General features: G+C 50.1%; 18 protein-coding genes. 11 read left to right on the top strand and 7 right to left on the bottom strand.

Going from position 1 to position 23,367, the window contains the following annotated elements:
- Positions 1 to 167: 167 nt before the first annotated feature.
- From ACN0YH_RS21235 to ACN0YH_RS21250, 4 genes are all read left to right on the top strand, one after another.
- A complete protein-coding gene (locus tag ACN0YH_RS21235) occupies positions 168 to 3,503 on the top strand; it encodes a LamG-like jellyroll fold domain-containing protein (protein WP_417381597.1) in 3,336 nt (1,111 codons plus the stop codon).
- Positions 3,504 to 3,936: 433 nt separating this feature from the next.
- The gene (locus ACN0YH_RS21240; protein ID WP_417381598.1) at positions 3,937 to 4,971 is read left to right on the top strand and encodes a hypothetical protein; all 1,035 of its coding nucleotides are present in this window, start codon (positions 3,937 to 3,939) and stop codon (positions 4,969 to 4,971) included.
- Positions 4,968 to 6,272, top strand: a complete 1,305-nt coding sequence (locus ACN0YH_RS21245) for a tetratricopeptide repeat protein (protein ID WP_417381599.1) — start codon at positions 4,968 to 4,970, stop codon at positions 6,270 to 6,272. Before ACN0YH_RS21240 ends, ACN0YH_RS21245 begins: the two co-directional genes overlap by 4 nt.
- A gap of 187 nt (positions 6,273 to 6,459) precedes the next feature.
- Positions 6,460 to 7,188 (top strand): hypothetical protein, encoded by a 729-nt coding sequence (locus tag ACN0YH_RS21250; protein ID WP_417381600.1) that lies wholly within the window; start codon positions 6,460 to 6,462, stop codon positions 7,186 to 7,188.
- 136 nt (positions 7,189 to 7,324) lie between these two features.
- Here the strand turns inward: ACN0YH_RS21250 and ACN0YH_RS21255 are convergent, their stop codons facing one another.
- Together ACN0YH_RS21255 and ACN0YH_RS21260 are read right to left on the bottom strand one after the other, a co-directional pair.
- On the bottom strand, positions 7,325 to 9,025 hold the full coding sequence (locus tag ACN0YH_RS21255; RefSeq protein WP_417381601.1) for a hypothetical protein: 1,701 nt from the start codon (positions 9,023 to 9,025) through the stop codon (positions 7,325 to 7,327).
- A gap of 53 nt (positions 9,026 to 9,078) precedes the next feature.
- On the bottom strand, positions 9,079 to 10,485 hold the full coding sequence (locus tag ACN0YH_RS21260) for a magnesium chelatase (RefSeq protein ID WP_417381602.1): 1,407 nt from the start codon (positions 10,483 to 10,485) through the stop codon (positions 9,079 to 9,081).
- A gap of 302 nt (positions 10,486 to 10,787) precedes the next feature.
- Here ACN0YH_RS21260 and ACN0YH_RS21265 point away from each other — a divergent pair, with 302 nt between their 5' ends.
- The gene (locus tag ACN0YH_RS21265) at positions 10,788 to 11,945 is read left to right on the top strand and encodes a serine hydrolase domain-containing protein (protein ID WP_417381603.1); all 1,158 of its coding nucleotides are present in this window, start codon (positions 10,788 to 10,790) and stop codon (positions 11,943 to 11,945) included.
- Positions 11,905 to 13,152, top strand: coding sequence for an aminotransferase class V-fold PLP-dependent enzyme (locus tag ACN0YH_RS21270; protein WP_417381604.1), 1,248 nt, complete (start codon positions 11,905 to 11,907; stop codon positions 13,150 to 13,152). Before ACN0YH_RS21265 ends, ACN0YH_RS21270 begins: the two co-directional genes overlap by 41 nt.
- A 7-nt stretch (positions 13,153 to 13,159) precedes the next feature.
- On the opposite strand, the gene ACN0YH_RS21275 is transcribed toward ACN0YH_RS21270, so the two are convergent.
- Positions 13,160 to 14,407 (bottom strand): hypothetical protein, encoded by a 1,248-nt coding sequence (locus ACN0YH_RS21275; protein WP_417381605.1) that lies wholly within the window; start codon positions 14,405 to 14,407, stop codon positions 13,160 to 13,162.
- 241 nt (positions 14,408 to 14,648) lie between these two features.
- Between ACN0YH_RS21275 and ACN0YH_RS21280 the strand changes: the two genes are divergently transcribed.
- The 4 genes from ACN0YH_RS21280 to ACN0YH_RS21295 all read left to right on the top strand — a co-directional run bounded on the left by ACN0YH_RS21280 (position 14,649) and on the right by ACN0YH_RS21295 (position 19,416).
- Positions 14,649 to 15,071 carry a GntR family transcriptional regulator gene (locus ACN0YH_RS21280; protein ID WP_417381606.1) on the top strand — a complete coding sequence of 141 codons (423 nt, stop codon included), beginning with the start codon at positions 14,649 to 14,651 and terminating at the stop codon, positions 15,069 to 15,071.
- 45 nt (positions 15,072 to 15,116) lie between these two features.
- A complete protein-coding gene (locus ACN0YH_RS21285) occupies positions 15,117 to 16,031 on the top strand; it encodes an ABC transporter ATP-binding protein (RefSeq protein ID WP_417381607.1) in 915 nt (304 codons plus the stop codon).
- A gap of 42 nt (positions 16,032 to 16,073) precedes the next feature.
- The gene (locus tag ACN0YH_RS21290; protein WP_417381608.1) at positions 16,074 to 17,723 is read left to right on the top strand and encodes a hypothetical protein; all 1,650 of its coding nucleotides are present in this window, start codon (positions 16,074 to 16,076) and stop codon (positions 17,721 to 17,723) included.
- Positions 17,724 to 17,802: 79 nt separating this feature from the next.
- A complete protein-coding gene (locus tag ACN0YH_RS21295; protein ID WP_417381609.1) occupies positions 17,803 to 19,416 on the top strand; it encodes a protein adenylyltransferase SelO in 1,614 nt (537 codons plus the stop codon).
- A 4-nt stretch (positions 19,417 to 19,420) separates the two neighbouring features.
- Here the strand turns inward: ACN0YH_RS21295 and ACN0YH_RS21300 are convergent, their stop codons facing one another.
- Both ACN0YH_RS21300 and ACN0YH_RS21305 read right to left on the bottom strand, forming a co-directional pair.
- Positions 19,421 to 19,831 (bottom strand): methionine-R-sulfoxide reductase, encoded by a 411-nt coding sequence (locus tag ACN0YH_RS21300; RefSeq protein ID WP_417381610.1) that lies wholly within the window; start codon positions 19,829 to 19,831, stop codon positions 19,421 to 19,423.
- A 28-nt stretch (positions 19,832 to 19,859) separates the two neighbouring features.
- Positions 19,860 to 20,945, bottom strand: a complete 1,086-nt coding sequence (locus ACN0YH_RS21305) for a cyclopropane-fatty-acyl-phospholipid synthase (protein ID WP_417381611.1) — start codon at positions 20,943 to 20,945, stop codon at positions 19,860 to 19,862.
- Between the two features lie 533 nt (positions 20,946 to 21,478).
- On the opposite strand from ACN0YH_RS21305, the gene ACN0YH_RS21310 reads away from it, so the two are divergent.
- Positions 21,479 to 21,940, top strand: coding sequence for a hypothetical protein (locus tag ACN0YH_RS21310; protein ID WP_417381612.1), 462 nt, complete (start codon positions 21,479 to 21,481; stop codon positions 21,938 to 21,940).
- A gap of 23 nt (positions 21,941 to 21,963) precedes the next feature.
- On the opposite strand, the gene ACN0YH_RS21315 is transcribed toward ACN0YH_RS21310, so the two are convergent.
- Positions 21,964 to 22,443, bottom strand: a complete 480-nt coding sequence (locus tag ACN0YH_RS21315) for a macro domain-containing protein (protein ID WP_417381613.1) — start codon at positions 22,441 to 22,443, stop codon at positions 21,964 to 21,966.
- 5 nt (positions 22,444 to 22,448) lie between these two features.
- Entirely contained in the window at positions 22,449 to 23,300 is an 852-nt protein-coding gene (locus ACN0YH_RS21320) for a substrate-binding periplasmic protein (protein WP_417381614.1), read from the bottom strand.
- Positions 23,301 to 23,367: the final 67 nt, after the last annotated feature.

Below are 23,367 nucleotides of genomic sequence, written 5' to 3' on the forward strand. Positions count from 1 at the left end.
AGCTCATCTCGACACTTCATACGAACCAACAGTAGGGAGGTCTCTGTTAGTAAATAAATATCAGAAGCGAGTCCGTTTTATTCAGCAACATGGATTGTTAAACTGTGTTAACTAATTAGCGTCTACACCATTGAAGCCTGAAATGTGGTATTTGAAAGTTCGAGTTCATGCGAAAAATAATTCCATCTGTTGTTCTGTTATTTTTATCATTAGGCTTTGTTACCAGTCTTTCCGCCGCTGATCCTGAATCTTTCGCATTACAGGAACCATGGCAGTCATTATACACGCACGAGAATGCCATCGGTCCTCATGTCCTGGGATTATGGACGTTTGATGGTTCAGAACCGGGGGCTGATCTTTCTGGAAATGATCATTTAGCTACATTCAACGGAGCAGATATTGAGTCTCAGGGAAAATTTGGTGCTGCCATGAGATCTTTCCCAGGGTTTCCCGTGGAAGACAAACGCCATAATGCTTTTGTCAAAAATTCTCCCAAACTTTCACCTCGAGGCGCGTTTACCCTGGAGATGTGGATCAAACCTGAGGCAGACATAAAGAAAGCAAAGACCGCCTATCTGCTCGATAAAAAGTATGTGAGCCATACTGATTATCAACTCATTGTTAATCCTGCAGGACGTACGGGCACCCGAACATTGAGAGCTGTTCTTGGCTTTGGAGACTTTTCAGAAACCTGGTACTCGAACCCACTTCAGTTGAATCCTGACAATTGGTATCACATTGTTTTTATGTATAACGGGGCTGGTCGAGGTCGATTCCTTGTCAATGGACTGCCTCATGGCGACAAAACTGTAGCCAGTGTAGGAGCAATCACTCCAGGGACGCGACCGCTGACAATCGGGGATCGCAATGGGAGTAATTATGGAGGCTTTCCAGGGCTAATTGATCAGGTCCGTATCAGCAGCGGAGAACTGGAATTTCGTCCGGTCCGTTTTGATCGACTCACACAGCGATCCTGTTATATCCGAATGGAGCAGAACCCGTCACTTACTTTTCAGGTGACAAACCTGCAGCCGCAATTGCTGTCTGAAGCGACCGTCACCTGGTTACTGAATGGTGATGTGCAGGGAACATCCACATTGAACAATCTGGAGTCAGGTAAACCACAGCAGGTGTTGTTTCCTTTGAATACTGCATTAAGACCGGATGAATATGAATTAACGGCAAAATTGAAAACAGCAGGACCTGCCGGGACTACTGCGGAAGCTGCATTTCCGATTCAGATAGTGGGAAGGGAATTGCCTGACAAGTTTCCCGTAATCATGTGGGGGGCCGGGATCAATGAAATTGATCGATTGAAAAAAATCGGTTTTACCCACGCGGTCGGAACCAGAGTGAACTACGCGAAAGTGCTGGAAGCGGAGAAACCCACGCTGGCAGATTCTGAAGAAAATGTCGCTGAGATACGAGCAGGGTTAGATCGGGGATTAGCCAATGGTATTTCTTTCTATGCATCCCTGTCCCCCGGTTCTTATCTGAGAACTCGAGAAAACCTACAGCGTGTCAATCAGGATGGAACCACGCATTCTTCCCGGGAAGATATCTGCCCGCTGATTCCAGAAATCAAAGAGTTTACGTATAACGTGGGCGCTTCACTGGCACAGACGTATCAGGATTATCCCGCACTGGATGCCGCACTGCTGCATTCTGAAGTTCGAGGACATTCGCGCCCCTGTTTCCATGAGCATGACCGGGAAGCATTTAAGAAGTTTGCCGGAATTGAGATTCCTTCAGAAGCCGGACCGCCACGGGGAGTCGATTATAAAAAACTGAAAAACTTTCCTGCCGACCGTGTCGTGTCAGATAATGATCCGCTATATGTTTATTACAAGTGGCACTGGAAAACCGGTGATGGTTGGAACGAATTAAACAATGACCTGGAACGGGGGCTGAATTCGACTTCTAAAAAATTCTGGACCTGGTATGACCCGGCGATGCGCGTGGCGAGTGTATTTGGTTCCGGCGGGAATGTGGATGTGCTCTCCCATTGGACTTACAGTTATCCGGATCCGATTCGTATTAATGTCGTTGGTGACGAACTTTTTGCCATGGCGAAGGGGGCTGGGAAGCATCAGGAGGTCATGAATATGACACAGATCATCTGGTATCGTTCGCAGACTGCGCCGATCGCAAAGAAACCAGGTGATGGGCCGGAGAATCTGTCACACTGGGAAGAAGAGCAACCCGATGCGGCCTTTATCACAATCTCACCGATGCATTTAAGGGAAGCGTTCTGGGCTAAAATCTCCCGTCCCATTAAGGGAATCATGTACCATGGCTGGCAGTCACTGGTGCCGACTGATGGAGCCGGAGGATATCGATATACCAATCCCCAGACTCAATATGAACTGGAACGTTTAATACACGAAGTTGTCCAGCCTCTGGGACCGGCCTTAAAAAAGATGCCTGCTGCAAAGAATGATATTGCCTTCTATGAAAGTTTTGCCTCTCAGGTTTTCGCCAGACGCGGAACATATGGCTGGAACGGTTACTGGCTGGGGGATGCGCACCAGATGCTACAGTGGGCTGGCTTACAAACGGACGTCGTGTTTGATGAAACGATCAATCAGACAGGCCTGAACCAGTACAAAGTACTGGTAATGATGGACTGTGATGTGATTACCGAATCCATCCTGCAGGCAATCAAGGACTTCCAGAAGCAGGGAGGGATTGTAATTGCTGACGAACGGGTTTCACCTGCAGTCAAACCTGATATTCGGATCTCTTCTTACACGCGGACTGGTAATGCAGATCTTGATAAACAGGAGTTACAGAAGAAGTCTGCAGAATTACGACAGGCGCTTGATGGGAAATACACACGCTATGTAGATTCTTCTCATCCGAATGTGGTTCCCTATTGTCGCCGAGCCTCGCATGCCGACTACATTTTTGTGGTGAATGACAATCGCGAATTCGGCGATTATGTGGGGCATCATGGTCGAGTGATGGAAAACGGTCTCCCCGCAGAAGCGACTTTGTCTGTGAATCGCAAGAATGGCTATTTTTATGATCTGGTTCAACATCAGCAGGTCAATACAAAGTCATCTAACCTGCAGCAGGCAGTCAATGTGAAACTGGGGCCCGGTGCAGGCGGGATTTATCTCTGCACGGATCAACCTGTTAATGAGGTGGCTATTCAAATTCCGGCGACACTGAAACGGGGGGAAACAGCCACGGTTTCGATCAAAGTTCTTGATGATCAGGGGGCGCCGGTCTCAGCTGTCATTCCTGTGGAAGTATCGATTGAAGATGCCGAAGGACGAGTGGCGGAAATGTCCGGTTATCGTGCTCTCCAGGATGGCGCGCAAAATTTTCTGGTCCAGATTGCTCCCAACGATAAAGCAGGAATCTGGAAAGTACGGGTGAAAGAACTGGCTTCCGGGAAAAGTGCCACCACCTTTTTTCGAGTCGAAGATGACAATTCTTCTGTGAAGCCGCATGGACAGAATACCAAAGGCTTTAATCCCGAGCAGCCTGCCGGCTAATTCCATCAATGTAAGGCTGCTCGATACACGTTTCAGTCCCTCTGAAGTGTCGATCACTTGCTGCTGCGCAGATTGCCTGTTTCTCAGGTATTATTCGGATCCGAAACTGTGCTTCACGAAAAATTAACGTTGAAAATATTAATGTAAATGTTTCGATTGAAACAGCCTTTTTCACTTTCAGGCTGATCTGCAAATGCTATTTCTTCATTTGCTAACAATTTCTTAACAATTCATGCTTAAAATAACTCCACATCCTAGAGTTCTATTAATGACTGGATCAACAATCTCATTCCAATCATTCTCAAGCTACAGAGAAATCGCCGAGCACGTGACTCAAAAGTATCGCTTAGTGATCTGTGAGATGAATCAATTTTCTTAATCGTTCGTAATTTGATATTTTTGAACCTGGTTTGATTCCAGGGCAATGATAAATATGTCTCAAATCAGTCAATCCGCACTTTTGCCACAAGCGGCTGTTGAACAACCTGACTCCGCAGTGCGCAGCTTTCGCCAGTCACTACAGGCAGCCTGGCTCGTGGATCCCCGATACGACCTGCTCTTCCTGGCGAACCTGGGGTGGCCAGTACTGGTATTCCTCCAGTGGTGGGGAGGATTGGAGATCCAGAGTGGTATCAGTTTCTGGCAGGTCTATTTTATTACAACGCCGCATCGCTGGATCACACCCGCATTGCTGTTTTTAGAGCGAGATCGCCTGCAGGCGAACAAGACGAAGTACATTCTGATTGCGGTCTGCCTCTTAACGATTCCACTAGCAGTTAAAATCTCTACGGGGGCACTCACCTGTCTGCTCACGATCGATTATATTTGGAATGCCTGGCATTTTGCTGCTCAACATCACGGCATCTATAGTATATACGGTCGAAAAACGGGAGGGCTTTCTCCTGGGCGGCTAAGGATCGATAAATGGCTCATGCGGGGTTTTCTGTTGTATGTAACGTTCCGAATCGCGAGTTGGGCTTCTGTGGGGTCTGCTGCCAGCCAGGGGTGGGGAACTCTGGATTATGTATTTGCTTTGATTCCAGTCACCATGATTCTCAGAGAGCTCTGGCAACTCAAAGCGCAAACGGTGGGTCGATGTTTATACTTCACCAGTGTGATGACCTTGTATCTGGCGATGTTGGGGGCAGTAGCCGCTCAAAACCCGATGATGCTACTGGTCCTGACGACGGCTTCCGCTTTGTTTCATTCCATTGAATACCTGGCGATCGTCAACTGGTCAGTTGATCGGACCCGGAAATCCGGTCAATCGACAACGCAACTGTTTCAGCGACTGATGCCTCGCTGGGGACTGATTCTGGCTGTGTTTGTTGTGATTTTGGGGATGGGAGCCTGGTTGATGGAATCCCGTCTGCTGGAACTCTGGCTTACGGCCAATCTGATCATGGCGTTTCTGCATTACGCCTATGATGGTCTGCTCTGGAAATCGAGGAGGCCCGCTCGCGCATGAAACGTCAGGACCGAGAGGGGCACCTTTCCGATATCTCAACAGCTGAATCAATCCCAGGTACAGAGACACCAATTCAGATTCCCAATCGCAGCCTGCTGGTTCTGTTGGCCATCATTCTTTCTTGCTTGATTGGCTGGTGGGTCTCAACAGTCCGCAACTCGGGAAGCCTTAGTCTACCTTATTTGCGTGTCGATATTGCGATTGTCTGTTTTGTCTGCATGTTACCACTGGCAATTCTGATCTCAGACTGGTTGTTTCGTGTGTTCAGTCAACACAGTCCTCCCCTGTTTAAGCTGGTTCAGCTGATTTTTTATATTGGGGCGGCAGGGATTCTGGTAATGGCTTTGAGCAGCAGTCATCCCAGTGGAACATTGAGCAACTATGATGCGTGGGAGTCCATCATCTTACGGCCTGTTCTGGCCTTCTGGCTGATGCTGACTCTGTGCCTGGTTGAAGGAAAGATCTCAAGGCGAGGGAAATACTCTGATCCGACCTTTAAACAGGGGGCTCTGATCTGGGGGCTGGCTGTAATTACAGCGGTCCTGGTCCCATCGATCTATATTCAATCGCGGGTGGATGAAATCGTCACGACCATTGACGAATCATTGGGCAGTGGTCGCCTGGGGGATGCACGGCGTTTGACGCGCGAAGTCTGTTTACTGGCACCCTGGCAGAAAATTGGTGATCTACCCGCAGGAGATCTGGCTCGCGACCTGGATCGGAGCTGTTATGAAATCGAACGCAACCTCGGGTTTATGCAGCTTGAGCCCGTAGGTAGTGAAGAAGCCGCCTATCAACAGGCCCGGCTATTGACCATTCTGGGAAAAGGCGAAGCAGCAATCCGACTGCTGGCTACCTGGAGTGATCAACAGACCGTCAGTCCACTCACCTGTCAGTTGCTGGGAAATATCTATCAGCAGCAGGAGCAGTGGGCAGAAAGTGAAGAATGGTACCGAAAGTCCCTGAATGCCTGGAAACGACTGCCGCATTCAGAACAGCAACAGGCGGGGATTGTCTCTGCCTGGAAAGGGATTGCTTTTGCTGAAAGGAAACGAGGGAACTATGAAGAAGCAGAAAGTGCGTATTTATCGACGTTGTCACTGGCACCCACGGCTGACCAGCATTATTTGCTCGCGCAGTTTTATGAAGATACTCAACAGACAACCAAAGCACGGGAACACGCTCTTCAGGCGATGGCATTAAATGCTGATCGCTACGGAAACTCCGGTAAAAAACTGATCACTTCATTGCAACAGCAGCACTTTGGTTGCCTGAATGTCTGGCGAAGCAGCAATCGCTAATTGCATTAAGAGTATCGGTTTCATTGTGAGGTCATACCAGGCCGGCTTTGCTAATTGCTAATTAACGACACATTCACCGGTGACTTATAATATGTTCATGCTGCCGTGGTAGTATACGTCCAGTCGATTCGTGGGCACTGACTAGTGACTGCGAAATACTTTCATCTTTTAAGAAGGAGAAGTATCTATGATTGGATTGCGAAAACTGAGTTTTAATGTCGGGGTGATGGGAGTCGCCTGTCTGTGGATGGGAGCACAAGCGTTTGGAGACCCGGGGGATGTCTGGGGGTTGCTTTCCGGGTACGTTCAGGTTGATTCTTACGCGTGTACCGGGGTGCCGGGCGCTTCAGAAAGTGGATCAACGACAGATTCCGTCACAGGAACCCACGGGTCGGCAGACCAGTATGGAACTTCTTACTCTGCTTCACTGGGCAATTCCTATTATAACGTGACCTGCGGATCCAATGTGGATGAACAGGAAGTGGCTGATTTCAGCCTGAGCAGTACCACTGCCATTGATTGGCCTTTTGCAGAATACCTTGCGAGCTACGAACTGTTAAAACCCGCGGGGGGAACTTCTACGACCACTGTATATGTGAAGTACCGCTATACCTCGATTGGAGATTCTCACGGACTGTCATACCTGGAAGTCAAAAAGAATGGCGTGAAAGTGCTCAGCATTCAGGCTGGTACCGATGAGGTTGTCGTAAAGGATGCCAGTGGAACGATTCTGGAAAGTTATATCCCCAACCAGAACTATTATAATCACAACTTTTTGTATGAGGGGACTTACCCTCTGACATTTACAACCGGTGATATTCTCACCCTGGATGGATATGTCGGAATTGTTGCCACTGAGGATGGGGCGGATCTTTCAACGCTTGACGTTGATGTTTCCACCATAGAACCTAACTAATCCCCTATAATATCAAGGGCGGTTTTGCCCAGAATTAATTTTTCAGTCTTTGCCACTGCCATTTATACGCAGTGGCAAAGACTTTAATGTAATTGAAAGATCGTATTCGCCGGAATGATTTCACATTCAGCCCAGCTCAGCCGATGATGTCGCGGCGTTGAGAAACGTAGTCCCAGACGACATAGCGGTCCAGATCGCGGCCGGCGGTGAAGAAGACGCGGCCCTGCGTCGCTTCGGCCAGACGATGGGCGAACTGGATATCTTCGCTGGATTGTGACCAGCTGGGAATCAGAAAGATATTGATGGTGATGCCTTCACGTTTGCATAAATGGGCTTCCCGCATCGTAGCCGCTTCGGTCTGTGGATCCGGCGGATATAGTAGATACAGTTGCTCGCCTTCAAAATGCGCAGTAGGTAGACCGTCAGTAATCAGAATGATCTGGCGGTTGGGTGTATCCTGAAGAGCGAGAAAATGTCTTGAGAGCTGCAGGGCATGTTGTATGTTCGTGAAGTGCGGCGGCACAATCTGCTCGCTGATGTTTTCATCACTCATGTCGACTTTCAGACGCACAACGGGATCAAAAATGGTCACCGGTTTGGGCATCAACTCTACAATTTCTGCTGCCGTTCGCGGTTTGGCGAATGTATACATCTCGATGAATTTCAGGTAGTCGCCGGGGTATTCACCACGAATCAATGCTTCGAGCGCCAAGCCCATCTGCTTGACATTGACGTACTGACCTTCGTATCGCATAGAGCCGCTCATGTCCATCAATACGGTCGTAGCGCACTTGGGCGTGTTTCGGGTTTTATGAATCACGAGGTCATCAGATTTCAAGCGAATAGGTAAGCCGGGACCATCGCGGAGAATCGCATTCGTGAAGGACTGGGTGATGTCCATGTTCGAAACGGAATCTCCGAACTCGTAGGGTTTGGTGGTGGGAAGTTCTACCGCTCCTTCGCCAACTACCGGGCCTGTGTGTCGTCCGGTACGTGATGCCTGCAGGTCGCTGAAGATTTTTTCAAGGATGCGACTCTGAAACAGGCGGTATGCTTTGGGAGTCAGGCGAAACTGACCTTTAGAAAACTCGAGTCCCTGCTGATCGGCCATCTCCCGCATCAGGTCGCGGACCTGTTTCTGCAGGGCTTCCAGCGTTTCCATGTCCCCGGGCTGTGTGAATTCAGACAGGGCCTCCATATCGATGATGGCAATCTGTGCGGTCTCGCGGGCTTCTTCCAGCTGCTTGAGTAGCTCTTCGATCTTTTCAAGTTCTGCTTTGATTTCGAGGGCTTCCGGTATCGTCATCGACGTTTGCCCGGTGAAGTAATATTTGGACGCCAGCTCATCGATTTCATATTTGTCGCTCAGACGATCCACCAGTTGAACCAGTCCCCGGGCAAATGGGCTGCTGTCATCTTCTGTTTTATACCAGATTCGTTCCAGATCGTAGATCTGCTCTTCTCGGACCGCCTGTTTGAAATAATCCTTCAGGCGTCGGGGAGGCTGCATGTGTTTGGCGTAGTCTCGGTAAGTACGACGGGCTTTTTTTCTTACACTGTCGGTTTCATACGTTTCGAGGATTTTCCGTTTACGTTCTTCCAGCATGGCAACGAGTGCATCCAGGCTGGGGCCCAGACCTGCGATCTGGCTGGGGTCCAGCTTGATCGCCCGCGCCAGTTCTTCCTCTGTCAGTTCCCGCATGGAACCATAATACATCATGTGATTCAAAGCGGGAGAGACCAGATCGGGAGGAGGTTGCATCGGGTCGGGGATGCGTTTCGGGTCGTACTTCTGGTACGTATGGATAATCCCGCCGGTCAGTCGTTTATCAGACATAGTCGTATCTCAATCTCTCTTGGGAGAGTTGTGGTAGTAGTAGTGTGTGACACTTATGTTTCATAGACAATGCGTCCATGATCCTGGGAACGCGAAATTTTGCTGTTGGCATACAAGCCTGCTAATACAAATTCGATGCAGGACGCCCGGATGGCTTCATCTCCCGATGCATTGACTTCGAAGGCTTTATCCCATACTGGGGGAACCCGTTTCAGTCGATCTGCGTACTGGGAGGAGGGGAGCATGTCACCGACTTCAATTTTGATGCCTTGTGCAAAAATTTCGCCGATCTCTGCCAGACCATGTTCGACGATGTATTCCTGGAAGACATCCTGAATTGCCTGGGCGATGATGGCGTCCAGAACCTGACGTTCCGACATCTGGTTGGCACCCATCAGATCTAGTTCCAGTTTTCCCAATGAAGAAGAGTAGAGGTGTCCCAGGTCGCTGATGCGGGGGACCGCCGGTTTTTCATTGAGCACGGCACCTCGTCTGCGGGCGGCAGCAACCATCATTCGATAATTGGCAATACTGAAGCGGGCACTCACACCGGAGTCGTGATCAACATATTTTGAAGCCCGGGCGGCAACGGTAATCTGCTCGATGATTTCCCGCATGAAGTAAGGTACTACTACAGGGACTTCCCCTTCCAGTTCCACGCTGGCTTCCTGTTCCATAATTTCAATTCCCAGGCTGCGATCGCGGGGATAGTGAGTATGGATGACTGAGCCGATCCGGTCTTTCAACTGCGGGATGACTTTTCCACTACGGTTGAATGTTGATGGATTGGATGAAAACAGAATCAGCATGTCGAGGTCGAAGCGGATGGGGTAGCCGCGAATCTGCACGTCCCGTTCTTCCAGAATATTAAACAGACCCACCTGTACGAGTTCATCCAGTTCGGGAAGTTCGTTCATGGCAAAGATGCCGCGATGCATGCGGGGAATCAGTCCGAAGTGCAGGGCACTTTCTGCGGACATGCTTTCGCCGTGCGCGAGCTTAGCAGGATCGATTTCACCAATGACATCGGCGAATTTGGTGCCAGGGGCAAGTCGTTCTGCGTAGCGATCCTCTCGGGACCACCAGGCGATAGGGACTTCATCTTCGGGAGTATCAGCGATAAACTTTTTTCCGATACTGGTGATCGGCTGATAGGGATCATCGTGGACCGGTGATTCCGGGATGTCCAGGTAGGGGATCTCCGGATCAAGAAATCGGATCAGTAATCGCATGATACGACTTTTCGCCTGCCCTTTTTCTCCCAGGAACAGCATGTCATGTTCTGACAGGAGTGCCAGGACGATATCGGGAATTACAGTATCATCATAGCCGACGATTCCGGGAAACAGTTCATCGCCGGTCTGCAGGGCCTGCATGAGATTATCATAAATTTCGCGTTTTACTGTTTTACTCTTCCAGCCGCTTTCGCGGAGTTCCGCCAGATTGGTGGGACGATTCATAAAGTTATCTCATTCCAGTTTGGATTAGTATTTTCAAGTCGATAATGAGCTGGGCAGGCGTGTTCGGATACCTGTAGTCTACACTCAATCATAGACAAAACAGGAGTCTCGACTATAGTGCAGTTGTTCATGATTGCCCGGAATCAGGAAAAAAGTATCGATGAATCAATTCGACACTTATGAATTTCTTCTGTCTGAGCCGTACGGTTTGACCAGGATTGGTCTGCCCGCTTTACCTTCGATATACACTTTCGGTAAGATGAATGACTTGATAATCTGATTCCAACAGCTGAAGGACACTCATGAAGCCTCGCATTCGACTCCTTACAATTCTTATTCTGGCAGCGGTTACAACTCAAGTAAAAAATGCCAATGCTGATACTCCGGAATCAGCAGTTTCTGTGTTACAACCGTATGTTGATCGTCATGAACTGGCAGGCGCTGTTGCCCTGGTCGCTGATAAAAATCAGATTCTCTCCGTGGATACTGTCGGTTTTGCTGATATCGAGGGTGAAAAAGCGATGCCTGAGGACGCGATGTTCTGGATCGCCTCTCAATCCAAGGGAATGACGGCGACGGCGGTGATGATGCTGGTCGATGATGGGGAAATATCCCTGGATGACCCGGTGGAGAAATATTTACCGGAATTCAAGGGACAGATGGTGATCGCAGAAAAAAATGAGAATCATGTACTGCTTCGTAAGCCCTCACATCCAATCACAATTCGCGAAGTGCTGAGTCATGTGAGTGGTTTACCCTTCAAGTCCGCGATTGAAGTGCCTGCACTGGATGGGCTGCCTCTGGAAGCAGCCGTACGCAGTTATGCGATGACGCCTCTGCAGACTGAGCCGGGGACACATTATCAATATTCGAACGCTGGGATTAACACGGCGGCGCGGATTCTCGAAGTCGTGTCAGGTAAGAAGTATGAAGATTTCATGCAGGAACGATTATTTGATCCCCTGGGAATGAAGGATACCACCTTCTGGCCGAACGCAGCACAGGTCGCTCGACTGGCGAAGTCATATCGCCCTGATGCCTCGAAGACTGATCTGGCAGAATTCCCCTTGAACCAGTTGACCTATCCTTTGACTGATACCGCGCACCGGTTTCCAATGCCGGCGGGGGGACTGTTTTCGACTGCGCAGGACACTGCGATTTACTGTCAGATGCTGCTTAACGGAGGAGAGTTCAAGGGCAAACGTTATTTAAGCGAAAACTCGTTTAAAGCACTGACAACGCGACAGACGACCGCAGCAGTTAAGCAAAGCTACGGACTGGGACTGGCTGTGGGACCAGACTGGTTTGGACATGGTGGTGCGCACGCCACGAATATGGAAATTCGACCTGAAGACGGAATCGTTACCATCTGGATGGTGCAGCATGGTGGATTTCCTGGAACAGGAAAAGAAGCTCAGGGTGCCTTCAAAAACTGGGCACGCCAGAAATATGGAAAGTGAGTCACGGGTGAGTATCTATCAACGTTTTGGTGTGGAGCCGATTATTAACGCCTGTGGCAGCGTGACTCGACTGGGCGGCGCACCGATGCCTGAAGAAGTGCTGGAAGCATTTCGACAGGCGTCTGAAATTGCTGTTTCATTAGAGCAGCTCCAGGCGGCAGCTTCACGCAAGATTGCCGAGCAGACAGGTACGGAAGCCGGTCTGGTGACCTCTGGTGCTGCGGGAGCGTTGACACTGGGAGCGGCTGCGATACTGGCACGGCATGATTTGAGGCGGATGGAACAACTGCCTCACTGTGACGGCTTTCCACATGAATTCATTATCGCGCGGGAACAGCGGAGCGGGTATGACCATGCAGTCAGGGCATCCGGGGCACGGCTGGTGGAAGTCGGTTTCAATGAAATTGTTTCGAATGCAGGTGTTCGACGAACGGAACCCTGGGAGTATGCTGCTGCCATCAATGAGCATACCGCGGGGATTGTTTATGTGCATGCTCCGAATTCGCAGCCGGCGTTGAGTGAAGTCGTTAAAGTCGCCCGGCAGCGGGGGATTCCGGTTCTCGTTGATGCAGCAGGAGAAGTGCCACCGCGCTCCAATCTGAAAGCAATTGCCGCTACGGGAGCCGATCTGATCGCCTTCAGTGGTGGAAAAGCAATTCGCGGTCCGCAGTCGACAGGTCTGTTATGTGGAAAGCGGGAGCTGATTTCTTCGGCAGCACTGCAGTTGCTTGACATGGACGATCATGGGCAGTTGTGGGATCCTCCGGCTGACCTGATTGACCTGACATTGTTCGATGGCATTCCCCGGCATGGGATTGGACGCGCTCTGAAAGTTTCGAAAGAAGAGATCATTGCGTTGCTGACCGCATTAGAACTGTTTTCTTCCGGTGCCTACGATACGCAGAACCAGGAGTACCGCCGTTGGCTGGAACAGATCGCAGGGGAGCTGGAACAGGCGAATGTGAATGCCGCCTGTTCTCTGGAAATACCGGAATGCAGTGAACGCTGTCCGCTGCTGGAGATTCAGATTGAAGAAGACAAAGTCGGAACAGCCTTTGATGTCTGCCGGAAATTGAGAGAGGGTACGCCTGCGGTGTATGTTGGTCATGCCCGGCTGCATGAAGGCCTGCTGACGGTCAACCCACTGTGTCTGAGATCAGATCAGGTCAATCTGCTGGCACAACGTTTGTGTGATGTCTTGAAATAGCGTGTTCTCATCGAATGTCAGGCTGATTCGCATACGGCCAGTGGGCGGGCTTGTAATCAATGGCCAGATCAGGCGTTTCAATCCGTTTGCCGTCTGCTGCCAGACTATGCATGACGGCGTCCAGAATGCCGGTAGTCAGCAGCGTTCGCTCGACAGGATAGGCTGGTTCGCCTGTATGAATCATGTGTTCGATGGCCTGAAGCAGGTAGGCAAAATGACCGAACGGGGGCTTGAGTTCCAGTTTGAACCAGGTGGCCCGCGGTTTGTCTTCTCCTTTCAGTTTAACGGCGACAGCATAATGCCGACTGAGTCGATTTGCCATCGCGATCGTACTTTTTAAACCGTCCTGATGTTCCAGAAAATAGAACGCACTGTCATCTTTCAGGATCTCCTCCCTGTCTCCTTTGGCGACATTCGGGATTACATCCAGCGCCGCCTGCAGCATGGCCCGATCCCATTTTCCCTCCCGTCCGGCTTTCCAGATCTGTTGGCCTTGCGCGGTTTCCACAGCGGTAACTCCCACAGGACCTTTGCGATGTTCAATTAAACATTGTTGGGCTTCCAGCGAATGAAAGCCGTGGGCTTCAAAATTGCCGCGACCGATTGTCAGCACGGACTCAATTTCACAATTAGCGGGCAGCGTTAATCTCGGTTTGCGCCAGGCGACTGGTAGGGAAGAACCGGCCATCATGGGGAAATTCATTTTGAGTGATGTATCGTACATGGCTTTGGCATCCTCCCAGCGATAACCCATGTGTTTGTCATTGTACACGGGAACCGACTTGCCATATTTCTTGAACGTGGCAGTGATTTCATCAAAGAACTGTTTACGGGGATACATGTGTTGTTTCGTGTCAGGTGTAAAAGGGTAGTTGCCATGTTCGCCGACAATCAGAACTCCTGCGACCTGGACCTGATCTGTTCCGAGTGTGATCGCTTCTTCAATTGTTCCTGCCAGGGGGAATTTGTATCTACGTGACAGGCTGCGGCTCATGTCCCGCGCGGGCACCTGATCGGTATAGAGTGCAGCCAGTTTTAAGTCAGGACCGGCACCTCCCTGTTGCTGGAAGCCTTCCAGGATTTTTCCGACCAGCACATCTGCATGCGAGTTCGGCGTGTATTCGGTCACAATAGCAGCAACTGGTAACTTTGATCTTTCGGCGGTGCCAGCTGCAGTGACAGGTTGTGTCATCAGCCAGGGGAGGGAGGCTGCGGAAGCCTGCTGCAACCAGGTGCGGCGATTGATGAGACTCATGTTTTCGCTCCTGTCGGGGTCATCCTGACTGGTGAATCACTGTGAGCTTTAGTGAAGGCAGAAAATATCAAGGAAGGTTTATGTTAACTATGAAGGATTGTCTGCTTTTCTACAAGTGTTTTTGGAGAAGCAGGCACAGTTACGGAGGTGAGAGCGTATTTCACGGGTGCTTCTCAAAAAAAAAGATTGACATGCAGAAAGAAACTGTTATAGTACTGTGTACTCTTTGAGGTGAGTTTTTATGCATATCCGAATCGAACGTGGTTCTTCAACGCCGATCTCCCGGCAGATCATGGAGCAGATCCGGGCACACTGTCTGTCTGGAACACTGCAGCCGGGGGATAGTCTGCCTTCCGTGCGCAAGTTGGCATCGCGGCTGGGGGTGAACGTTAACACGGTGGTACGCGTCTATGAGCGACTGGCTGCCGAGTCTTTGGTGGAAATGCGACATGGGGAAGGCACTTTTGTATTACCCCAGGCTGCCTTCTCCGAAAATCGACAGCAGATGGCGGAGCAGCGGGAGCAACTGGAACGGGAATTTTCAGCGGTGGTTCACCAGGGGTTACTGCTCGGACTCACCGCGGCTGAACTCCGAAAGCTGTTGACGACCTCGATTGCAGAGTCGAAACGGGAATTGAAAACAGAAGCAGCAACGCGTCAATAACACGAGACAGAATTGGGAAAGTCATCTATTTCACAGGAGTCGAACGTGTCAGCAGCAGCCATCAAAATTGATCAGGTCCTAAAACAGTTTGGTAAGAATGTTGTATTGGAAGATGTTTCTCTGGAGATTCCCCGCGGACAGACGCTGGCGTTGCTGGGCAGAAATGGCGCTGGTAAGACGACACTGATTCGCATGTTGCTGGGGTTGCTCAAGCCGGATGCCGGTTCAATACAAGTGGATGACTGCGATCCCACCAGGGAAGCGATCGAGTTGCGTCGCCGGGTCGGTTATCTGGCAGAAGATCAGACCATGTATGGCTGGATGACGGCGGTGGAATTGTGTCATTTTCTGAATCCCTTTTATCCGGCCTGGAATCAGTCGCTGGCAGACGATTATCTGGAGCGGTTCGATATTCCCCGTCATCAGCGGATTGAACGACTTTCCAAGGGGCAGAACGTCAAGCTGGGACTGACACTGGCGCTCGCGCATGAGCCGAATGTGGTGATTCTCGATGATCCCGCACTCGGCCTGGATACGATTGCCCGCAAAGAATTCAATCGGGATCTGATTGAACATCTGCAGGCAGCCGGTCGAACGGTATTGTTCAGCTCGCATCTGCTGGATGAAGTCGAAGCGGTCGCCGATGCCGTGGCGATTCTGGAGGGAGGAAAAATCATTCGACAGTCTGCGACGGAAACACTACGGTCCGAGGTCAAACGCTTTGTACTGAATTCAGTGGAAATCGCAGGAATCACGCCTCCTCCCGGATTATTGGATGTCCGAGTGTGGGAGTCGCAGTTCGTTGTGACCGTCGACGGGGCGGAACCGTTCATGGAACAACTGACTTCACTGGGAGTAGAGTATGAAATTATCGAGTTGAACCTGGATGAGATATTTGAAAGCTTTGTGATTGGTCGTACACAAGCCTGGCCTCAGGCGGGGATGCCTGCTGTTGTGTGAGTAATACTGCTGAAAAGGTGGCTTGTTTCAAGGAACAGTCAGATGGAATTAATATTACAGTCACTGGTCTATAAAGAATGGCGGGAACGCAGGCGGACATTTTTTGTCTGTCTGTCCTGGATTCTGTGTGGTGTGGTTTATGTGACTATCTATGAACTGGCCTCAGGGTATCGCACACCGGTTGCCCGTTTCGGTTCGATCTGTATGGTCTACAGTATGTTCATGACCGTGTTTCTGGCGATGCGGGTTTGTTTGAGCGAAGTCACGCAAGGCACTCTTCCGTTTACTTCGTCCTTACCGGTATCTCTTTCGCGGGTGGCGGTTATAAGGTTGGTTGGGGGAATCATTTCTCTCGTGGGCCCCATCTTTCTGGGATCAATGATACTCGCTTTACTTCTGGCTTTGGGGATACTGGAGCAGGTTCCTCAGCGTCGAGATGGGTACCCTTCCGGTTTCTCCATTGGGGAACTTAAGAGTCTGACACCCGCGGCAGGCTTGATCCTGTTGGCAAAAGTTACCAGTGTCGCTTCCGTATCGGCGACTGCTTTATTTATGGTTCTAGTGCTGGCTGGTGCGCGACGACGACAAGAATCACACATCGGTTTCCTGGGAGCAGCGATTTCGTTTGCCTGGATTCTACCAACGGAAGCCCGCGTGATGTTATCCAGAGCGGGGTTGTTTTACCTGGAAGACTGGATTGGTGTGCTGTTTCCCCAGTCGATGGTTATATATTATGGCTATGGAGATGGAGTCGGCAGTTTCAGTGATCTTGATATGTCAAATCGTATCTGGTTGCCTTTGTGTTTGAATGTGCTGATACTATGCGGGCTGGGGTACTGGTTTACGCAGCGTTATGGAACGCGGAGTTTGGATCTCACAGGAAGAAAGAATCGTCGCTGGAGCTGGCCACCTTTCTTCTCGTGGATCTCGTTCCCGCATCGGGGACAATATTTTTCTCTCACCTGGATTAATTTGAGACAGTCAGTTCCATTAGCTTTGGCTGGACTCACCTTAGCCTGTCTGATGTCGTTTGCGAATATTCTTACGAGTAGTTATACGGAAGGCGGAACGATACAGTTAACAGTTTATAGTCTATCATCGGCAATGCGGATTATTGGAATACTCTGGGCGACGGTTGTCGGGTCGGGAATATTTGCCGCGGAGCTTACACCAGGACTGGGGCATTTCTGGATGTCTCGACCTCTCAAAATGAACCACTGGTTCTGGTTTAAATATCTGGTTGGGTTGTGTGCTGTACTGACCGTATTGGATGGCACTACCATTCTTCTCGGTTGGAACATGCTCTCCCGATCCCCATTGGATCCTTATATTAATAATCAGTATATCCATGACAGAAATCTGTTAAGCTGGTCGTATATCGCCTGTTTTCCTGTTTTACATGCCATGATGTATTCTCTCGCTGTGTTGGGGGTTTGCTGGTGGAAAAAGCCTGTACGGGGAGCCGTGATGGCGTTAGCGATATTTATTATCAGTACCATGGTCATTGAATCTATTCCTGGAATCATGGAATTCGACCCGATGTATGTCTATAACAATCTGTTTACCGCTGAGAGTCAGGGTCAGTTTGATCTCTCAGGAAATCATTTTCCCCCGGTATTTGGTACGATTTCTGCAATCACGGTCTTAACCGCGTATCTCGCTTCACGGAAGGTTAAACAGCTGGAATTCTGAATGTTGTTTTAGAGTTCGGTAAGCGGTTGCTGAAAATGCATATCTTTTCTTCAGACTGTTCAGCTGATAGAATTCAGGTATGAACAGTCAACAAACAATAAAAAATCTGCATGATCTTGAATTTGATAACCAGTTTACCCGGGAAATGCCCGCTGATCCGGAGACGGAGAACTTCCGCAGGCAGGTGAGTCAGGCCTGTTACTCGCGCGTCACCCCCACCAGAGTGAGTCAGCCGCAACTGGTGGCGTATTCGAAAGAAGTGGCGGATCTTTTAGATCTTTCCACTGCTGCGGTCGAATCAGATGAATTTGCCGAGGTCTTCGCCGGGAATCAGGTTCTGGAAGGGATGGACCCGTTTGCCATGTGTTATGGCGGGCATCAGTTTGGGAACTGGGCCGGTCAACTGGGAGATGGCCGGGCGATCAACCTGGGAGAGGTTCGCAATCAAAAAGGGGAACACTGGACACTGCAGTTAAAGGGGGCAGGCCCGACGCCTTATTCTCGCACTGCTGACGGACTGGCGGTGTTACGGTCGTCCGTGCGCGAATTTTTATGCAGTGAAGCCATGTATCATCTCGGAGTGCCGACAACACGGGCGCTGAGTCTGGTTCTTACCGGGGAACAGGTTTTGCGCGATATGTTTTATGATGGGAATCCCGAGCATGAGCCGGGGGCTGTGGTGTGTCGCGTCGCGCCTTCGTTTCTGCGATTCGGGAATTATCAGATCCTCGCGTCCCGTGGTGAAATTGAACCGTTACAGAAACTGGTCGACTATACGATTCGCACTGACTTTCCCGAGCTGGGTGAACCGAGCCGTGAAGTCTATCTGCGCTGGTTCGAAGAAGTCTGTCGTCGTACGGCGGACATGATTATCCATTGGATGCGCGTCGGCTTCGTGCATGGCGTAATGAATACGGATAACATGTCAATCCTGGGACTGACGATTGACTATGGTCCGTATGGCTGGCTGGAAGATTATGACCCTAACTGGACACCAAATACCACCGATGCCGCGGGGCGACGCTATCGCTTTGGAAATCAGCCGCAGATCGCCTTATGGAATCTCGTACAGCTGGCGAATGCCATCTTTCCTTTAATTGAAGATGCCGAACCGCTACAGCAATCGCTGGATGAATATGTAGACGGGTTCGAACAGGGATTCCAGCAGATGATGGCAGAGAAACTGGGATTCAGTTCATTGCAGAGGGACAGTGATTTGCCGCTGATTGAAGAACTGCAGCAGGTGCTGCAACTGGTAGAAACGGACATGACGATTTTCTTTCGCAGACTGGCATTATTGAAAGCCGAAAGTGAACCATCGTCAGACGCAGCTGAGTTAATGGCTCCCCTGATGGATGCCTATTATGATCCCGCAAAAGTGACGGGTGAAGTGCGCACAAAAATAGTCAGCTGGCTGGAACGATATTTAAAACGCTTGCGTGAGGAGCAGTCTTCAGACACAGTGCGGCGGGAACGGATGAATCGCGTGAATCCCAAGTACGTACTGCGAAACTATCTGGCGCAACTGGCGATTGATAAAGCAGCCGAAGGCGATTTCTCCCTGGTGAATGAACTGCTGGAAGTGTTGAGGCGACCTTATGACGAGCAGCCTGAACAGGAAGAATACGCCGGGAAGCGACCGGAGTGGGCCCGCAATCGTCCCGGCTGTTCGATGCTGTCCTGCAGTTCGTGAATATTCAGGAGTTGTCTGATGAAATGACTGGCGGCAATTGTTCACCGGCGGGGATAAATTTCATCGAGATCGAATTTACACAGTGCCGGGTGTTTTTGTCGGTCATGCGCTCTCCCAGAAAGACGTGCCCCAGATGACCGCCACAGTTATGGCAGATGATCTCGGTGCGTGAGCCATCCGGATCGGGAATGCGATCGACGGCATTCGGCAATTCGTCATCAAAGCTGGGCCAGCCGCAGTGGCTTTCAAATTTGTCTTTACTGCGATAGAGGGGAGTATTGCATTGACGACAGATAAATGTTCCCTCTGATTTAAGATTGGTATATTCGCCGATAAAAGGACGCTCGGTTCCTTTATGGAGAATAATGTGGGCTTCTTCCGGTGTCAGTCTATTAAATTGTTGTTTTGATGACATACGATCTATCCTGTTTGAAAATAACTGGTCAGAGACGGGTCAGCAGAGCAGCGATGGAAATAAAGTGGAATTCATACCGCTCAGGATTTTCAGCCAGAAGCTGTTCAATCCGCTGATAGATTTTATCGACTATCTGATCCTTGACTAATGCGTCGGGTAAGGAATCAGCCAGCACCGGCTCTGTAAAGGCCCGCAGGAAGCTGGTGTAACTCTGAGCCCAGATCTTGCGGTCTCCTGTGCGGGCGAATTCATTATCGAAGTGGGCCCGAGTGTCATAGACTTGCGTGTGTTCAATGCGATACGAAGTTGAAAGTTCCGGTTCGTTCCGGAGGGGAGCCGTCAGTTCATCGAGATCGCGATAATAGGCAGGAAAGACAAAGTTTTCATAGAAACTGCGAGGTAACATATCTGCTTCGACGAAGTCGAGAAACGCATCACTGAGCACGTCCATGATCCCATGCCCGGTGCATTGCGACTCAGTTTTCCCGTAGACCTGGATCAGCAGTTTACCGCCGGGAACCAGTTCCTGTGCCCGGGCAGTGTAAAACTGGCAGAGATCCTGATAGGACTGTTTCTGGAATGGGATCAATTCGCTGGCGGAAACATGAACCCCTTTTCGCGGTGCATCAGGATTGGGGATCATCGGAATGACGAAGTGCGGCAGGGGCGCTGATGGTTTGGATTCAAAGAAACCAATGGCGTTATATGTTGTTGCTAAATGCAGGGTTTCTGGGGGAACGAGTCTTCCGAAAGCTGATCCGCCGATGGCAGCAGAATAGACGTCGGAACCAGAAAGTGCAGAATTTGATGTCGGAAACAGATTCAGGAACATCTGATTAAAGTCATTGGTGGGCAGATCGTCAAACAATGCCCAGACAGGCAGGTCTGACTTGCGACGCAATATTTCAATCAGATGGTTCATCGTATAGATAGAGTTGGCGCCTTCCGACGTACCGATATCCAGAAAATTCCACGAACGCTGATCGGGAGCCGGTTTCGGAAGGCCGTCGATGGCTTCTTCCATCCAGGGGAGTAATGCCTCTGATGTCAATCGTTGTACTTGGGAGTTGGCATCGTAATAGCCGCCCCCTTTCATTCCAGTAGTGGTAGGCATGCTTTTTATCTCGTTTTATTCGGTAATCAACACTGTTGAGTTACTTTCCGGGGAGTAACGAATCAATCTAAGTTCATGATCAAGTGTAGTGGAATGCAAGGCACGAATCTATTGATCAACGGGTATGAAATGAAGCTGCGGTTTGAAAGGAAAATTCACAATGAGAGCGTTGTCAGATTCGAGTCAGTCAGCTTGTCAGTGATGGGTGGTACAGGTATCTGCTTTGCTGGAATCTTTTTATCGGAAATAATTCTAACTCTCAATACTGTAAGAGGTTGAAAGGCTCTGTTTCAGCGAAGTGGGGTCGGGGAACCTGTGTATCAGACCGAAGATTTGCCAGTTCTGTAAAAAGTTTTTTTGACGTATTCCCGCAGGAGTGGTAAATTGATATCAGCAAATCACTGCGTTCTTATTTCATTTCCGATTGACCCAGCAAAATTTAAACAGGAGTTGCCTACGTCATATCAATTTATCCCGCAACAAAGAGAGCGTCTTGCGCAGAGTGGTCTCTTTGTGAATCAAGGAGTTTAAATATGTCCAGAAAACATTCATGTCTTGTCGATGGTGCGTTGGAAGAGATTTCAGCGCTGGAATATATCCTGTTAGGTGACTTATTAGACTTATTGGAAGAAGCCGAAGGTGATGCGGGAGCTTGGAAATGGATTTCAAAAGTACTCGATACACTTTTGAAGGCAATGCCTCGTGAATTCGAGTTGCAGGATGAAGGTGGCTATCTTGAAGAGGTGCTCGAAGAGCACCCCAACTGGCAGGGGCAGGTGCGCGACCTGTACCAGGAACGCTGCCAGTTATTGAAGAAACTGGACGAACTAAGAACTCGTCTGCAAGATTCTCAGCCACTACAGCAGATGAAGCAAATGGCAGCTGAATTGCGGGATGAACTGCGCGACTGGATTACCAGTTACATTGCTCATCAACGGCACGAACGCCGGATTCTTCAGGATGCGTTCAATAATGACATCGGTGCCGCCGACTGAAGTAACAGGCAATACTATCCAGGTTATGTGTCAAAGTCATACACATACACTTCGATCTCTGCAGTGCAGAGCGTCTGTTTAATCAGTGGTTCAATTTTATCCCATTTTCCACCAGCCAGTCCGCAGCCGATGCGTGGCATGTGGACTGATGCCGAAAGTTCACGGGCTTGCTCAGCGACTGATTTCAAGCCCTGTTCGATGGCCGGATAGCGGACGGGAGGGCCTTTGCTGCCGGTTTTCATGCCGCGCTGACCAATCATATTGGCTACCCAGATATATTTTTCGACATTGATCAGCTGAATTTCACCCAGACCAAAGCTGTTCTTCGCGCGCTGGCGATGCCACAGGCGGTATTCGGCCTCCGGTTCAGGCCAGCGTTTGCTGATCGCCAGTACGAAGCCTTTGCCCCAGCCGCCCAGATCATTACAGACATGCGCAATAATCCTGTTGCCCTTCGACTGCGGCTGGGTAGCGTCGCCCTTCAGGTAGGTAATCCTGGTCATGGTTTCTATTTTTGATCGCAGATGGTACTTGGCAGGTCGATGTTGTATTTCTTGAGCAGCTTGGCGTAATCACCGCTGCTGCAGAGTTTTTTCAGGCCGGTATTGAAGGCGTCGCGGACGTCGGCTTCTTCGAAATTGGCTTTGAAATACGTGGCCTCGGGGAAAATCGACGCATACTCGACTTCGCTCAGTTTGTGTCCTGTCGCCTGGCTGATGGCGTTGAAGATACTGCGGTCAATTACAATCACAGCGTCTTTGGCGTCCCAGAACTGTTGGACCTGCTCACTCTGGTCGGCGACTTCCACATAGTTCTTACGTTGGGGGCTGTCGGGGGCGAACAGTTTTTCGAATTCGGGGCCGAGTTCGAGGTACGCATCCTGCCAGGTGAGCACTTTATGGTCAGCCAGATCGGCGACCTTTTCGATTTTCAGGTTCGCTGACTTTTTGGTGATTGCCGCGTTCACGAAGTCGATGAAATTTTCGGAGTAGAAAATTCCTTCGACGTCTTTGAATTTCTGTACTCCCAGAGCCATGTCGGCCCGATCTTCGGCGACTGCTGACTGCAGTTTCTCATAAGGCATCTGAACGAAATTGAGCTGATAACCGGGGAGTGCCTGGGTGGCAATATCGACTTCGATGCCTGTCGTCCCATTTTTCATGACATAGGGGGCGATGTCCGTGCTGATGGCGACATTCAACTGCGGTTTTTCCGAGCCAGCATTGGGTTCGGGGATGATCTCGGTTTCTGCATTGACGCCAGGCTCTTCCTTGGGGGCAGGCGCTGGCTTCTGGCAGGCGGTGAATAGCGCGGTGAGTAACAGCAGGCTGGTAGCAGTGTAGAAGCGATATCCGTTCATAATCTTCTCTCCTGAGTGACGGGAATTTTGCTGAAGTATATCGCGTGATGAGCGTGTGCTCAATAGC

The organism is Gimesia sp. (genome assembly GCF_048262075.1).
Taxonomy (GTDB): Bacteria; Planctomycetota; Planctomycetia; order Planctomycetales; family Planctomycetaceae; genus Gimesia.

Excerpts from the sequence above, each read along its gene's own strand:
- ACN0YH_RS21315 (WP_417381613.1), bottom strand. The coding sequence starts at position 22,443 with ATGACCAGGATTACCTACCTGAAGGGCGACGCTACCCAGCCGCAGTCG.
- ACN0YH_RS21235 (WP_417381597.1), top strand. The coding sequence starts at position 168 with ATGCGAAAAATAATTCCATCTGTTGTTCTGTTATTTTTATCATTAGGC.
- ACN0YH_RS21250 (WP_417381600.1), top strand. The coding sequence starts at position 6,460 with ATGATTGGATTGCGAAAACTGAGTTTTAATGTCGGGGTGATGGGAGTC.
- ACN0YH_RS21305 (WP_417381611.1), bottom strand. The coding sequence starts at position 20,945 with ATGCCTACCACTACTGGAATGAAAGGGGGCGGCTATTACGATGCCAAC.
- ACN0YH_RS21310 (WP_417381612.1), top strand. The coding sequence starts at position 21,479 with ATGTCCAGAAAACATTCATGTCTTGTCGATGGTGCGTTGGAAGAGATT.
- ACN0YH_RS21320 (WP_417381614.1), bottom strand. The coding sequence starts at position 23,300 with ATGAACGGATATCGCTTCTACACTGCTACCAGCCTGCTGTTACTCACC.
- ACN0YH_RS21245 (WP_417381599.1), top strand. The coding sequence starts at position 4,968 with ATGAAACGTCAGGACCGAGAGGGGCACCTTTCCGATATCTCAACAGCT.
- ACN0YH_RS21255 (WP_417381601.1), bottom strand. The coding sequence starts at position 9,025 with ATGTCTGATAAACGACTGACCGGCGGGATTATCCATACGTACCAGAAG.
- ACN0YH_RS21290 (WP_417381608.1), top strand. The coding sequence starts at position 16,074 with ATGGAATTAATATTACAGTCACTGGTCTATAAAGAATGGCGGGAACGC.
- ACN0YH_RS21280 (WP_417381606.1), top strand. The coding sequence starts at position 14,649 with ATGCATATCCGAATCGAACGTGGTTCTTCAACGCCGATCTCCCGGCAG.
- ACN0YH_RS21265 (WP_417381603.1), top strand. The coding sequence starts at position 10,788 with ATGAAGCCTCGCATTCGACTCCTTACAATTCTTATTCTGGCAGCGGTT.
- ACN0YH_RS21300 (WP_417381610.1), bottom strand. The coding sequence starts at position 19,831 with ATGTCATCAAAACAACAATTTAATAGACTGACACCGGAAGAAGCCCAC.
- ACN0YH_RS21275 (WP_417381605.1), bottom strand. The coding sequence starts at position 14,407 with ATGAGTCTCATCAATCGCCGCACCTGGTTGCAGCAGGCTTCCGCAGCC.
- ACN0YH_RS21260 (WP_417381602.1), bottom strand. The coding sequence starts at position 10,485 with ATGAATCGTCCCACCAATCTGGCGGAACTCCGCGAAAGCGGCTGGAAG.
- ACN0YH_RS21295 (WP_417381609.1), top strand. The coding sequence starts at position 17,803 with ATGAACAGTCAACAAACAATAAAAAATCTGCATGATCTTGAATTTGAT.
- ACN0YH_RS21240 (WP_417381598.1), top strand. The coding sequence starts at position 3,937 with ATGTCTCAAATCAGTCAATCCGCACTTTTGCCACAAGCGGCTGTTGAA.